9 protein-coding genes, 1 pseudogene and 1 other annotated feature are annotated in these 15,093 nt (G+C 28.9%); of the genes and pseudogenes, 9 read left to right on the top strand and 1 reads right to left on the bottom strand.

Going from position 1 to position 15,093, the window contains the following annotated elements; translation table 11 throughout:
* The first annotated feature begins 100 nt into the window (after nucleotides 1–100).
* Nucleotides 101–315: a binding site (T-box leader), on the top strand.
* A gap of 177 nt (nucleotides 316–492) precedes the next feature.
* The 9 genes and pseudogenes from pheS to E6248_RS05895 all read left to right on the top strand — a co-directional run bounded on the left by pheS (nucleotide 493) and on the right by E6248_RS05895 (nucleotide 13,356).
* A complete protein-coding gene (gene pheS, locus E6248_RS05935) occupies nucleotides 493–1,512 on the top strand; it encodes a phenylalanine--tRNA ligase subunit alpha (protein ID WP_316339900.1) in 1,020 nt (339 codons plus the stop codon).
* Nucleotides 1,513–1,531: 19 nt separating this feature from the next.
* Nucleotides 1,532–3,910: a phenylalanine--tRNA ligase subunit beta gene (gene pheT, locus E6248_RS05930; protein ID WP_316339899.1), complete on the top strand. Its 2,379-nt coding sequence runs from the start codon at nucleotides 1,532–1,534 to the stop codon at nucleotides 3,908–3,910.
* 130 nt (nucleotides 3,911–4,040) lie between these two features.
* Nucleotides 4,041–4,850 carry an undecaprenyl phosphate translocase family protein gene (locus E6248_RS05925; RefSeq protein WP_316339898.1) on the top strand — a complete coding sequence of 270 codons (810 nt, stop codon included), beginning with the start codon at nucleotides 4,041–4,043 and terminating at the stop codon, nucleotides 4,848–4,850.
* Nucleotides 4,851–5,006: 156 nt separating this feature from the next.
* Nucleotides 5,007–5,660: a cell division protein ZapA gene (zapA, locus tag E6248_RS05920; RefSeq protein WP_316339897.1), complete on the top strand. Its 654-nt coding sequence runs from the start codon at nucleotides 5,007–5,009 to the stop codon at nucleotides 5,658–5,660.
* Nucleotides 5,661–5,717: 57 nt separating this feature from the next.
* Nucleotides 5,718–8,072, top strand: a complete 2,355-nt coding sequence (locus E6248_RS05915) for a DUF3656 domain-containing protein (RefSeq protein ID WP_316339896.1) — start codon at nucleotides 5,718–5,720, stop codon at nucleotides 8,070–8,072.
* Nucleotides 8,073–8,082: 10 nt separating this feature from the next.
* Nucleotides 8,083–10,440: an endonuclease MutS2 gene (locus tag E6248_RS05910; protein WP_316339895.1), complete on the top strand. Its 2,358-nt coding sequence runs from the start codon at nucleotides 8,083–8,085 to the stop codon at nucleotides 10,438–10,440.
* A 240-nt stretch (nucleotides 10,441–10,680) separates the two neighbouring features.
* A pseudogene (locus E6248_RS05905) lies at nucleotides 10,681–11,124 on the top strand (DUF523 domain-containing protein); the annotation flags it as partial.
* A gap of 13 nt (nucleotides 11,125–11,137) precedes the next feature.
* Complete coding sequence (locus tag E6248_RS05900; protein WP_316339893.1) at nucleotides 11,138–12,208, top strand: hypothetical protein; 1,071 nt, start codon at nucleotides 11,138–11,140, stop codon at nucleotides 12,206–12,208.
* Between the two features lie 14 nt (nucleotides 12,209–12,222).
* Nucleotides 12,223–13,356, top strand: coding sequence for a D-alanyl-D-alanine carboxypeptidase family protein (locus E6248_RS05895; RefSeq protein WP_396335134.1), 1,134 nt, complete (start codon nucleotides 12,223–12,225; stop codon nucleotides 13,354–13,356).
* A gap of 220 nt (nucleotides 13,357–13,576) precedes the next feature.
* Here E6248_RS05895 and E6248_RS05890 read toward each other — a convergent pair whose 3' ends face one another.
* A complete protein-coding gene (locus tag E6248_RS05890; protein WP_316339891.1) occupies nucleotides 13,577–15,040 on the bottom strand; it encodes an aminotransferase class I/II-fold pyridoxal phosphate-dependent enzyme in 1,464 nt (487 codons plus the stop codon).
* Between the last annotated feature and the right edge of the window lie 53 nt (nucleotides 15,041–15,093).

The raw sequence follows: 15,093 nt of genomic DNA, 5'->3' as shown, positions 1-15,093 counted from the left end.
AATTAATATTATGTATAATTTAATTAAAAGTAAACTTTATTACAACTTATATATTGAAATTAATTAAGTTTATTTGTATAATTAATTGTAAATTGAATAACTAAAGACTGTGAATGAGAAAGTAGATATAAAGGACTTTTCAGGGAGAAATAGCCATAGACTGAAAGCTATTTTATAGAAATTTATATTGAAGTTCCCTCAGGAGTCCTAGAAGTGAAATTATAGTAGTTTCTAGCGGTATTACCGTTATTTAAATTAAGATTGGATTATGTGATATAATCAATTAGGGTGGTAACGCGGTACTTCGTCCCTTTGTAGGGGGACGGAGTTTTTTTATTTTATAGGAAATTGTATTATTAAATCATTTATAGATAACTTATATTTTTTATAAAGTTAAAGATTTAACCTATGGAATAAAATATGTATCAGAAAAAATGGAGCTGTCGCACAAACAGCACCATGAATTTGTATTATTAAAAAGGAGGAAGAAATATGCAAGAAAAGCTAAATTCTATTAAAGAAAATGCATTTAATGAATTAACAAATGCTAATAATAGTGCAAAGTTAGAAGAAATTAGAGTAAAGTATTTAGGAAAAAAAGGTGAATTAACTACTATCCTAAGAAGTATGGGAGGTCTATCTAAAGAAGAAAGACCTATAGTAGGTAAGCTTGTTAATGAAGTTAAAAGCGAAGTAGAAGCAAGAATAGAAGAAATTGCTGTATCAATTAAGGAAAAAGAAAAAAATGAAAAACTAGCTTCAGAAGTTATAGATATCTCTATGCCAGGTAAGAAGAATATAGTAGGTAAGAGACATCCTTTAGATTTAACTTTAGAAAGTATGAAGGATATATTTATCTCTATGGGATTCACTATTGAAGAGGGACCAGAAGTAGAATTAGACTATTATAACTTTGAAGCCTTAAATATACCTAAAAACCATCCAGCAAGAAGTGAGCAAGATACTTTTTATATAAATGATAACTTAGTATTAAGAACTCAAACTTCTCCAGTGCAAATTAGAGTTATGGAAAATCAAGCTCCTCCTATAAAGATGATAGGACCTGGAAAGGTTTATAGATCAGATGCAGTAGATGCAACTCACTCGCCTATATTCTATCAAATGGAAGGATTAGTTATAGATAAAGGAGTTACTTTTGCAGATCTTAAGGGAACTTTAGAATTATTTGCAAAGAAAATGTTTGGAGACAAGGTTAAAACTAAGTTTAGACCACATCATTTCCCATTTACTGAACCTTCAGCTGAAATGGATGCTACTTGTTTCGTTTGTGAAGGTAAAGGATGTAAAGTATGTAAGGGAAGCGGTTGGATCGAACTTTTAGGTTGTGGTATGGTTCATCCTCAAGTTTTAAGAAATTGTGGCATTGATCCAGAAGTATATAGTGGATTTGCCTTTGGTTTCGGTGTAGACAGAATGGTTATGCTTAAATATGGAATAGATGATATCAGATTATTATACGAAAGTGATATGAGATTCCTAAATCAATTTTAATTAAGAGGAGGAAAAAGATATGAAAGTACCATTTAATTGGCTAAAAGATTATGTTGATATAAATATAGATGCAAAAGACCTTGGAGATAGATTAACTTTATCTGGTTCTGCATTAGAAGAAGTTATTACTCAAGGTGATGTAATTAAGAATGTAGTAACAGGAAAGATAGTTGAAATAACAGCTCATCCTGATGCTGATAAACTTAAGGTTTGTCAAGTGAATATTGGAGCAGAAGAAAATATTCAAATAGTAACTGCAGCAACTAATATGAAAGAACAAGATGTAGTACCTGTAGCTCTTCATAAATCAATATTAGCTGATGGAAGTGAAATAAAGAAAGGTAAACTTAGAGGAGTAGTTTCTAACGGTATGTTCTGTTCTGAAGAAGAACTTGGAATTGCTGGTGATGAACCAGTTCATGGATTAATGATACTTCCTACAGATGCACCTTTAGGAATGGATATAAAGGAATATTTAAATTTAAATAAATCAATTTTAGACTTTGATATTACATCTAATAGACCTGATTGCTTAAGTATGGTAGGTATGGCTAGAGAAACAGCAGCAACACTTGGAACTACTTATAGAATGCCAAACTTTAATTATGAAGTAAAGTGCAATGAAAATATTAATGATATATTAAAAGTTGAAATTAAGGACTCTTTATGTAGAAGATATATGGCAAGAGGAGTTAAAAATGTTAAAGTTATGCCTTCACCAAGCTGGATGCAAGAAAGACTATTAGAAGCAGGGGTTAGACCTATTAATAATATAGTTGATATAACTAACTTTGTAATGCTTGAAATAGGTGAACCAATGCATGCCTTTGATGCAAGAGAAATAAAGAGTGGTAAAATAGTAGTAGATAGAGCTAAGGATGAAGAGAAATTCGTTACTTTAGATGGTATAGAAAGAACTTTAGATTCAAACTTCTTATGTATAAAAGATAATGAAACATCTATAGGCTTAGCTGGAATTATGGGAGGATTAAACTCAGAAATTCAAGATGATACTACAGCAGTTATATTTGAAGCTGCAAATTTTGATGGAACTAATATTAGAGTGAATTCTAAGAAGCTTAACTTAAGAAGTGAAAGTTCATCAAGATTTGAAAAAGATATAGATCCAAATCTTGCAGAATTAGCTATAAATAGAGCTTGCGCTTTAGTATGTGAGCTTGGCTGCGGTGAAGTTATGGAAGGAACTGTAGATATATATAATTCTAAAAAAGAAGAAGGAAATATAACTGTAGATTCTAAGTGGATTAATAAATTCTTAGGAACCGATATATCTAAAGAAGATATGAAAAAATATCTTGATTCTCTAGAGTTAAAAACTGAAATTAATGGCGATAATTTAGATATTAAAATACCTACTTTCAGAGTAGATATCGCAATTAAGGAAGATATAGCTGAAGAAGTTGCAAGAATTTATGGATATGATAAAATACCAACAACAATATATAGTGCTTCTACAGGTAGAGAGCCTAAGTATAAAAATGAAGTTTTAAGAGATTTAATGGTTAGCACTATGGTATCTAGTGGATTAAATCAATCAATAAGTTATTCATTTGTATCACCAAAGGTATTTGATAAAATCAATGTTCCTGAAGATAGTGAATTAAGAAATGTAATTAAGATTAAAAATCCTTTAGGTGAAGATTATTCAGTTATGAGAACTACTACTATTCATTCAATGATGGAATGTTTAGGAAGAAACTACTCAAGAAACAACGAGTATGCTAGATTATTTGAAATAGGAAAGGTATATATTCCTAAAGAAGATGAAACAGCTATTCCTACTGAGAATAATATCTTAACTATAGGTATGTATGGTAATTGTGATTACCTAGATTTAAAGGGAGTAGTAGAAAATGCTCTAGAAGTTTTAGGTTTAAGTAGAGTTATGTTTGCTCGTGAAAGCGATAATCCATCATACCATCCGGGAAAAACTGCAGCTATTATGATAGGTAATAAAAAGGCTGGAGTTTTAGGAGAAGTACACCCTGATGTTTCAGAAAACTATGGTGTAGAAACAGGATGTTATTTAGCAGAACTTAACTTAGATATTTTATTTGAATATTCTAAGACTAATAAGAAGTATAAGGCATTACCTAAGTTCCCAGCAGTAACTAGAGATATTGCATTACTTGTTGATGATGAAGTATTAGTTCAAGAAATAGAAGAAACTATTAAAAGAGCAGGTAGCGCTTTAGTTGAGAAAGTTCAATTATTTGATATTTATAAGGGCGCTCAAATACCAGAAGGTAAGAAGAGTATTGCTTATGCAATAGCATATAGAGATGAAAAGAAAACTCTTACAGATAATGATGTAAATAAAGTTCACGATAAGATTTTAAGAAGTCTTGAACACAAACTAGGAGCAACTCTTAGATAATGAAGAATTAAGGAATGAAAGAATGAAAAAATGAAGCAAGTAATTTTTCATTCTTTCATTCTACATTTTTCATTAGTCTTATGTTGTGTATAGCAGTAATAGATTATTTTTAATTTTTAAGGAGATAGGGATGAATTATATAATTAATATACTTAAGGGAGTAGTAATTGGGGTTTCTAATGTTATTCCTGGGGTAAGTGGTGGAACCATGGCTGTAGTTATGGGGATATACGATAAGATTATTTCTTCAGTTAATGGATTTTTTAAAGACATAAAGAAGAATATAATGTTTCTTGGAACTTTAGGAATTGGTGCAGTAGTAGGTATTCTGTTATTTACTAATTTAATAGATTACTTATTAAAGAATTTTAATGAGCAAACTAATTTCTTTTTTATAGGGCTTATATTAGGTACAGGTCCTTTACTATTTAAAAAAGCTACAGAAAAGAAAGTAAGTACTGGAAATTGGATTGGCCTTGTAATTGGATTCCTTATAGTTGCAGGTCTTGGAGTTTTAGAAAAAGTAAATCCAGATGCGGCATTTTTAAGTACTATTTTTAAACCTAATACTTTAGGATTCTTTGTTGCAGGATTTATAGCTGCTGCAACTATGATACTTCCAGGTATTAGTGGTTCTTTTATGTTATTACTTATTGGTTTATATGAGCCAATTATAGAAATTGTTAAAAATTTTGATATTTTCAACATGGGTATAGTAGGAGTTGGAGTAATATTAGGATTTTTATCAATGACTAAAATAATTGAAAAGTTATTTGATAGGTATCCACAAACTGCTTATTGTATAATTTTTGGATTAGTTGTAGGATCAATATTTGTTATATTCCCTGGAATTACAATTGGACTTATGGGAATAGTATCGATTTTATGTTGCTTAGCAGGTTTTGGAGTAGCGTATGCTATAGGAAAAAAAGAAATATAGTTAATTTAAAGATGGAGACTTATAAATATTTATTTTTTAAGATAATTATTTATAAATCCCATCTTTTTCTTTTATAGAGATAGCAATTTATATACATTCTGAAGTATTTTTATGTTAAAATTAAGTTAGGATAATATTATGTTAATGAGGTGTGTTATGAGTGTAGTAACTATTAATATAAATGGTATGGATTATAATTTAAGAGGTAGAGAATCAGAGGAGTATTTATTAGAGGTTGCAAGGTATGTAGATGAAAAAGTAAAGGATATTATGACTAAAAATAGAAAGCTTAGTTCAACTGCAGGTGCAACTTTAGTAGCTATTAATATAGCAGACGAGCTATATAAGGCAGATATTGAGATAGAAAACTTAATAAAGAAAAATTCATCTTTAGAAGAGAGAAATGCAACTTTAAAGGAAAGAATAAATGAAGTTAGGGAAGAATATGAAAGTAATAACGAGTTATCTAGGATGGCAGAAGTATTAAAATCAGAAAACTTAACTCTTAGGGAAGAACTTGAAAATTACTTTAATGAAGTAGAGATTTTAAAGAAGGCTAATGAAATTTTAGAAAAGAAAGATAAAGAGTATAGTGAGAAGTTTAATAAGTTAAATGAGGAATGTAGATTACTTGAAGAATCATATAAAAAATGCAAAGATGAAAATGAAGCATTAAAGGTAAGGAATAAAGAAACTAAATTCCAGCTTCAAAATTATAGATATAAGGTTCTAGATTTAGAAAAGAAGTTAATAGATTCGCAAGTAGATTTAGCAAGTGAAAAAAGAAAGGGTAATGCCTTACTAAAATAGAGATTAGAAGAAATATATTAATTATAGATAATAAACAAAAGTTTAGGAGAAGTATTTATGGAAAAGATAGAAATTTTAGCTCCAGCTGGGAGCATGGAAAGTCTTATAGCTTCAATTAATAAAGGAGCAGATGCAGTTTATTTAGGAGGAAGTAAGTTTTCTGCTAGAGCATATGCATCAAACTTTGATAATGATAATATGATTAAGGCTATTGATTATGCCCATAGCTATGGTGTTAAGGTTTATGTAACATTAAATACTATATTAAAGGAAAATGAAATTGAAGAAGCAGTTAGATATGTTGGATTTTTATATGAGGTAGGAGCAGATGCAATAATTCTTCAGGATTTAGGATTATTTAAAAGAGTAAGAGAAGAGTATCCTGATTTTGAAATTCATGCGTCTACTCAAATGACTATTCATAATGGAGAAGGAGCACTATTCTTTAAGGAAAAAGGTTTCCATAGAATAGTATTATCTAGAGAGCTTTCACTTGAGGAAATAAAATATATATCAAAAGACTTAGGAATAGAAACAGAAATATTTGTTCACGGAGCATTATGTATTTCTTATTCAGGTCAATGTCTTATGAGTTCTATGATAGGTGGTAGAAGTGGAAATAGAGGTAGATGTGCACAACCTTGTAGAATGGAATATACATTAAAGGGAAATAATTCTGGTGAGAAAAAGGCATATCTTTTAAGTCCTAAGGACACTTGTACTATTGAAAATATAAAAGATATTATAGATTCTGGTACATATTCATTAAAAATAGAAGGTAGAATGAAGAGACCTGAATATGTAGCAGGTGTAGTAGATAACTATAAAAAAGCAGTGGAAAAGGAGCTTTACAAAACTGATTATAATGTTAGCTCTGGTAAAAGAGAGTTATTACAATTATTTAATAGAGGTGGATTTTCAACAGCTTATCTAAAAAAGAATTTAGGTAAGGATATGATGAGTTTTAATCATCCAAGAAATACAGGAGTACCTTTAGGGAATATTTTAAAAGATGGAGAGATAATCTTAAAAGAAGATATTGCTTTAGGTGATGGATATAGAGTTAAGGAGACTGGCTTTACAATTAATAAGATTTTATTAAAAGGAAAAGAAGTTAAGGAAGCAAAAAGAGGCGATAAGGTAAAAATATTTCCTACTAATTACAAGGTATCAGATGAGATATTTAAGTCCTTAGATAAGAAGTTATTCTCTTCACTTGAGGATTCTTTAAAACCTTATAATAAAAAAATATTAGTCAATGCTAAAGTTAAATTTAAAGTGGGAGAAGCTTTAGAATTACATATAAATTATAATGACAATGATTATGTATTTAAAGGTGAAATAGTCGAAAAGGCTGAAAAGAAACCACTTACAGAGGAAAGAGTAATAGAAGGTCTATTAAAATCACAAGATTTAGCTTTTAAAATAGATGAGGTTGAATTTATTGATTTTGAAGATGGATTTATTAGAATTAGTGATTTAAATAACTTAAGAAGAGAAGCTTTAGAAGGTCTGCAAAAATCTATAACAAAATCTTATAGAAGAAAAAGACCTAATAAAAATAAAATAGAATCACAAGATATTAAAAGTAAAAATAATATAGATATGTTATATCAATGCATTACTAAAGATCAATTAAAAGCATTAATTGAGGAAGGCATAAATAATATAGCAGTTGATATATTTAATAGAGATAGAAATGCTGTTAAAATGCAAGATTTAATAGATGAAGCAAGTAAAAATAATAATATAAACTTTTATTTAAAACTACCTAATATAATAAAAAGTGAATATGATAAAGTTATTAATATTATTGAAAAATTAAAAGGTAGTATTAAAGGGTTAATTACTGTTAATGCAGGTATTATTAGAAGATATCAAAAAGAATTATTTATTATTGGTGATTATAAATTAAATATTATTAATTCAGAAGCTCTTAAGTTTTATCAAAGGGAAATTGATATTCCAACTTTAAGTTTGGAGCTTAATAGAAAGGAAATTAAGGCTTTACTTAAAGGAAATAAAAGCAATGTCCAAGGATTAATTTATGGAAAAACAGAATTAATGATAAGTGAATATTGTCCAATAGGTAGTACCTTTGGAGAAAAATCCTCTAATAAGGATTGTAACTTAGCTTGTACTAGGGATAGTTTTACTTTAGTAGATAGAATGAAGGAAAAATTCAGAGTTATGACTGATATTTTCTGTAGAAGTTATATTATAAATCCATATCCATTAAATCTTATAGATGAAATGGATGATTTAAAAGGCCTTGGTGTAAATTCATTTAGAGTAGAATTTAGAGATGAAAGCTACTTAGAAGTTAAAAAAGTAATAAAAATGATTAATAAAGAAATAGAGATAAATAATAGTGAATATACTAAAGGGCATTATAGAAGAGGGATAGAGTAAAGGAGACAAGATGGAAGATAGAAGTCTTAAAGTATTAGAGTTTAATAAAATAATAGAAAAAGTTAGTGAATATGCAATTACGAGTAGTGCCAAGGAACTTGTATTTGCTTTAACGCCATATGATACTATTTTTGAAGTAGAAAAGAAGTTAAAAGAAACTGAAGAAGCTTTAGATTTATTAATTACTAAAAGTAATCCACCTTTTGAGGGATTCTTTGATGTAAAGGAAGGTATTGAAAGAGCTAAAAAAGGTGGTATGCTTTCAATAAGTCAAATACTTAGAGTAGGTGGAATGCTTAAGGCTTCAAGAAGGTTTAAAGATTATATAAATAGAAGAGATGATGAAAAGCCTCATGAATTATTAGAGGATTTAATAGATATTCTTACGCCTTTAAAGAAACTTGAAGATACTATTGAAATATCAATAGTATCTGAAGAAGAAATAAGTGATAGAGCTAGCTCTACTTTAAGTTCAATTAGAAGAAATTTAAAAGAAAAGAACTCTTCTGTAAGGGATAAGATTAATTCTATAGTTAGGTCAAATTCAAAATATCTTCAAGACTCATTATATACAATGAGAGGTGATAGATATGTATTGCCTGTAAAAGCAGAATATAAGGGTCAAGTTCCAGGTCTTGTTCATGATCAAAGTTCAACAGGAGCAACCTTATTTATAGAACCTATGAGCCTTGTTAACTTAAATAATGAAATTAAAGAATTGAAGCTTAAGGAAAAAGCTGAAATCGAGAGAATATTAATGGAATTATCCAATAAGGTATATGAGGAAATAGATACTATTGAAAGTAACTATAAGATACTAACAGAACTAGATTTTATATTTGCTAAAGCTAAATATAGTTCAAGTATAAATGGAATATGTCCTACTGTTAGTGATGATAGAAGTTTTGATATTATCCAAGGAAGACATCCACTTATTGATCCAAAGGTTGTAGTTCCTTCTGATGTTTATTTAGGTAAGGAATTTAATACACTTATGATTACAGGGCCTAATACAGGTGGTAAAACAGTTACTTTAAAGACTGTAGGATTAATACATCTAATGGCTTTAAGTGGGATACTTATACCAGCAAAAGATGCTTCAAGCATAGGGTTCTTTAAAGAGATTTTTGCGGACATAGGTGATGAACAAAGTATTGAGCAATCACTTTCAACTTTTTCATCTCATATGACTAATATAGTTAGAATAATGGAAAATGCCTCAGATTCATCCTTAGTATTATTTGATGAAATAGGTTCAGGAACGGATCCAGTAGAAGGTGCAGCCCTAGCTATAGCAATACTTGATTCATTAAGAGAAAGAAAAGCTAAATTAATAGCAACTACTCACTATAGTGAATTAAAAGGTTATGCATTAAGAACTGAAGGTATAGAAAATGCTTCAGTAGAATTTGATGTTGAGACATTAAGACCTACTTATAGATTACTAATTGGGGTTCCAGGTAAATCTAATGCTTTTGAAATTTCTAAAAGATTAGGACTTAAAGAAGAGGTAATAAATAAAGCTAAAAATAATATTTCTTCTGAAAATCTAAAGTTTGAAGATTTAATTAGGGATTTACAAGAGAAAAGTATATTAGCTAATAGGGATGCTAGGGAAGCTAAGAAATTAAAAATTGATGCTGAAGAAGTTAAAAAGAAATATGAGGAGAAATTAAAGAAGCTAGATGAAGTAAGAGATAAAGCCTACAGTGAAGCTAGAAGAGAAGCTAAGGATATAATCTCTAAGGCTAAGGATGAAGCTGATGAAATCCTTAAGGCTATGAGAGAACTTGAAAAGCTTGGTATAGCTCAAGGAGGAAGAGCAAGACTAGAGGAAGAAAGAAAGAAACTTAAGGATAGCTTAGAAAAGAAGGAATCAGATTTATATAAGGAAAAAGAAAATCAAGGAGAAGCTATAACTAAAGTAACTCTAGGAATGGATGCTTACTTACCTTCATTAAATCAAAATGTAATAATAATAACAATGCCTGATAATAAGGGTGAAGTACAAGTAGAAGCTGGAATAATGAAGATTAATGTTAAGCTTAAGGATTTAAGACTAGTTAAAAGCGCTAGCAATAAAAAAGAAAAGAAAAAAAGAGAACTTAAACTTAACTTAAAAGCAGTTGAAAGTAGAGTAGACTTAAGAGGTATGGATGCAGAAGAAGCTTGTTATAAAACTGATAAATATTTAGATGAAGCTTATCTTGCTAATCTTGGAGAAGTCACTATAGTTCATGGAAAAGGTACAGGGGTTTTAAGAAAGGCTATTACAGATATGCTAAAAAGACATCCTCATGTAAAAAGTTATAGACTTGGAGAGTATGGTGAAGGTGGAGATGGAGTTACTATAGCTATATTAAAGTAATATTAATTGTAAAAATTCTTTTAGGGTTGATTAGATAACCCTAAAAGGCGCTGTATCAGTATATAAAGAGAATAATTATTTGTTTTTAATTTTAAACTTTTAAAAGGGCTGTTTGTGTAACAGCCCTTTTAGGATAGTTTTAATGTGAAGATAAGTAAAATTGAAAGAAATTTTTAATATATGTAAAGTCGCCTTGGATTTTTTTTTGTGATATAATTGTTATAGAAAAGAGGTGTTCTTATGTATCTTATAAGTAGTTGCTTATGTGGAGTTAATTGTAAATATAATGGTGAAAATAACTTAAATACTAAATGTTTAGAGTTAGTTAAAGAAGGTAAAGCTATATTGGTATGTCCTGAGCAACTAGGTGGATTAACTACTCCTAGAGTACCAGCTGAGATAATAGGTTCATCAAAAGGAATATTAAAGGAAGATAATAAAAGCAAAATTATAACAAAAGATAATAAAGATGTAACATATGAATTTTTAAAGGGAGCACAAGAAACTTTAAAAATTGCAAATTTATATAATATAAAGAAAGCAATTTTGAAAGAGGGGAGTCCTTCCTGTGGAGTAAAATATGTTTATGACGGAACCTTTTCTTCTAAGAAAATTTTAGCTAAGGGTTTAACTGCAATGATTTTAGAGGAAAATGGAATTGAAGTAATAGGAGATACGGACCTGGGAGGAATTAGCAATGGGGATTTTTAGTTTTTTTAAAAGATTTAAAAATGGAAATTATCAAAATGAAGATGATTATAATTTTTTCGAAGATGATAAAAGGGAAAATTATATTGAAGATATAAAAAATGAAGAAATAGTTTCTGATATAGAAGAATTAGAAGATATTGATAAGGAAATAGAAGAAAAAGAAATTGAAGAATTAGAAATAGAAAAAATAGGAGAAGCTTATAAAGAGGAAAGTGATGAACCTAGCAAGGAAGACATAGATAATTTAATTGTGAATGAAATCTTAAAAGTTATAGATATTTATGATGATTTTGATAAAGTAAAGTCTGTTGCAAGAGATTCAGCAATAAGAATTGGTAAAAATAATTTAAGCGAACTACCTAAGTTTTTAAATAGTAATATACATATGCCAGTGGAGTATGAAAATAAATACTCTGATGAAGAAGAATGGAAAGTAGCTGTAGAAAACAGTGTTCTTATGATAATTTATAGTTTTAAAGGAAATGCTGTTTCCTTATTAGAAAGAGTCTCTCAAAAGAATGCAAAGCTTAATTTAAAGGCTACAAACCTTTTATGTAAACTAGCTAGTGAGGGAGTTAAAACGGAAGAAATAGTAAATTGGATTACTAATAATTTAATTACTTTTAACGATGAAAATAAAATAATCATTTTGGGATTTATGGCTCAAATAAAAAATAATAATCAAGTTATAGGGATAATACAACATTTTTATAGAAGTTTTGTTAAGTCAGGAGAAATTGAGTATGCATATAGAACGTTAATTCATTTAATTAATGCAGCAGAAAGATTTACTCAAGGTCATTTAAAGTTCTTAAAATTAATAGCTATGGGTAAAACTTCAATTGATTTAAGTGAGATAATGACAATAGATGAAGATGAAGAAAGTATATTAGAAATAAGAAAGGTCAGCGATGAATTAGCCATAAATATGGCAATAACTTATTATACTCTTGATAAGAATGATGATGATATAAATAGTAAATTATATTATTTAAGTGAGTATTCTTTAAATAGAAAGTTAAGAGAAGATTTAAAAATATTATTAGAAGAAAGATAAAATAAATTTATAAGGTGATTATTTTGAATAAGAGACATATAAGCAAGAAGCAAGCACTAAAGAATAGAACAAAAAAGTTAGTATTATTTATTGTAATACTTGGAGTAGTTATCTACGGACCAATTAAATTTAAACATATTAAACTTAATAAAAGTCAGGTTGTTGCAAGTGAAAGATTTAACTCTGAATTAGAAAGTATTCAGGAATTTAAAGAAATTAAAAAAAGTATTGATAATTTATATGGTGATGAAGATAAGATTAATTCTATAAAAAAATCTATAGCTAATATACAAAGTAAGCTTAATGATAATATAACTGAAGAATTGAAAAGTGAGATATCTAACTTATATGCAAAAATAAATGAAATAAGCGCAGAAAACGAAAGAGACTTAGAAGTGTATTTCAATAAAATTAATTCAGAGGATCTAAAAGGATTTAATGATGAAGAAATAAGAAAAGTAAATGAAATAACTAATAGTTATAATGACTTATTTAAGGAAAAGAACTATATAGATGCTAGGGAAAAACTTAAGGAGTTAGAAATCTATGTTCAAGATATTAAAAAAGAAGCTAATACAAGAAGAATAAAAGAAATATATGATGAAGCTTCAAATGAAGATCCAAGTACAAGAGAACCTAAGGTTGTAAAAGGGATATTAATTGTAAATAAAGAATATGGTCTTCCTGATACTTATGCACCTGGTGAAAGTGAGGAAGCTAGACAAGCTTTTGAAAATATGAAGGTAGATGCATCTAAAGAAGGAATTTACTTAAATGCTTTTTCTACTTATAGAAATTACTGGACTCAAAATAGACTATACAACAATTACGTAGCTAATTATGGACAAGATCCAACTGATACATTCTCAGCGAGAGCAGGTTTTAGCGAGCATCAAACAGGGCTTGCCTTTGATATTGGTGGAGCAGATAGATCCTTATGGGCAATGGAGGATTTTAAGTATACAGATGAAGCTAAATGGCTTAAAGAAAATGCTTATAAATATGGATTTATACTAAGATACCCTGAAGGGAAAGAGTGGAAAACTGGGTATATGCATGAATCATGGCATTTTAGATATGTTGGAGTAGAACATAGTGAGAATTTTAAAGATAGTGACTTAACACTAGAAGAATACTTAGGACTATAAAAAGCTGCCTTAAGGCAGCTTTTTTAATGGGAAATTAAAAGTGAAGAATGAAAAATTAAGGATAAAACTCTTCAAGAGTTTTTGAAAAAATTTCTAAAATACCTCTGCTTTTGCAGAGGTGTTTATTTATTAATTTCAGTAATTCTGAAAGAATTACAACCTTTATTCTTCATTCTTAATTTTTCATTATTCATTTAAAAAATGTGCTTCAGCACAATTTTTATTTTGACACAATTTTTATGTGTTCAACTGTCGAGTCTTCTGTTCCTTGAACATATAAATTTGCTCTTTTTAAATCATTAACATATTCTATAACTTCTTTAGTTATTTCTTCGCCAGGGCATAAAACTGGTATTCCTGGTGGATAAGCTAGTAAAAACTCACCTGATATTTTACCTATGCTTTCTTTAAGAGGAACTGAAACTTTATTACTATAAAAAGCTTCTCTTGGATTTAAAATCTTCTTAGGAATAGTAGGTATATCTAAGAAATCTTGGATAGGTTCTCTCTTACCATAATACTCATCAGATATTTCTTTTAAAGCATTAATAAGTTTATCCATTCCTTCCTTAGTATCTCCAAAGGAACCCACTGCTAAAACGTTATAGAAGTCTGAAAGCTCCATTTGGATATGATACTTATCTGCTAATATTGTATCTAATTCAAATCCTGTAATACCTAAATCTCTAGAAGAAATAGTTAATTTTGTAGGATCAAAAGCATATGATCCGGGTTTACCTAAAACTTCTTCACCAAAGCAGTAAAAACCAGGGATTTTATTTATTTCATTTCTTGTATATTTGCATAGCTCTATAGCTTTATCAAGTAACTCTTTACCTTCTAGAGCAATTTGTCTTCTTGCACAATCTAATGACGCCATTAAAATATATGAAGGCGAAGTAGTTTGTAATAAGTTTAAGATTTGCTGTAGTTTTTTAGGATCAACATATTTACTATTAATATGTAATAAAGAACCTTGAGTTAAAGAGCCTATAATTTTATGTGTACTTTGAGCGCAAATATCAGCTCCAGCTTCTATAGCTGAAATTGGTAATTTATCTGAAAAAGCTAAATGTGGACCGTGAGCTTCATCTACTATTAAAGGTATATCATAGCTATGAACAATATCTGCAATTTTCTTAATATCTGTAGCTACACCATAATAAGTAGGATTAATAATAAGCACAGCCTTAGCATCAGGATTTTCTTTTAAGGTTCTTTCAATAGTTTCAGGTGTTACTCCATGAGCTATTCCAAGTTTCTTGTCAATTTCAGGTTCTACAAAAATTGGGATAGCGCCACTTAAAATAATGCCTGATGTAACTGATTTATGCACATTCCTAGGAACTATTATTTTATCACCATCTTTAACTACAGATAAAATCATTGCTTGTATAGCTCCTGAAGTTCCATGTATAGAGAAAAACGAAGCTTTAGAGCCATAAGCATCGGCAGCTAATTCTTGAGCTTTTTTAATTGGACCATTAGGATGATGTAAACTATCTACTAATTTAAATACTGTAACATCTATTTTAAATGGATTATCTCCAATAAATTCTTTGAATTCCGAATCAATTCCAATACCTTTCTTATGGCCAGGCACATGAAATGGTAAGGTATCCCTATTTACATATTCCATTAAAGCATTAAACAGTGGAGTTTCATTTTGATTCATTTTATACAATAAAAACACCTTCTTTCTTATGAATAACTATTGGTTATCTTATGAAATATAAC

Origin of the sequence: Clostridium sp. (genome assembly GCF_032552055.1) — a bacterium.
Classification (GTDB): Bacteria; Bacillota; Clostridia; order Clostridiales; family Clostridiaceae; genus Clostridium.
Note: the sequence above shows the minus strand (reverse complement) of the source record. Positions and strands in the feature narration are given on the sequence as shown.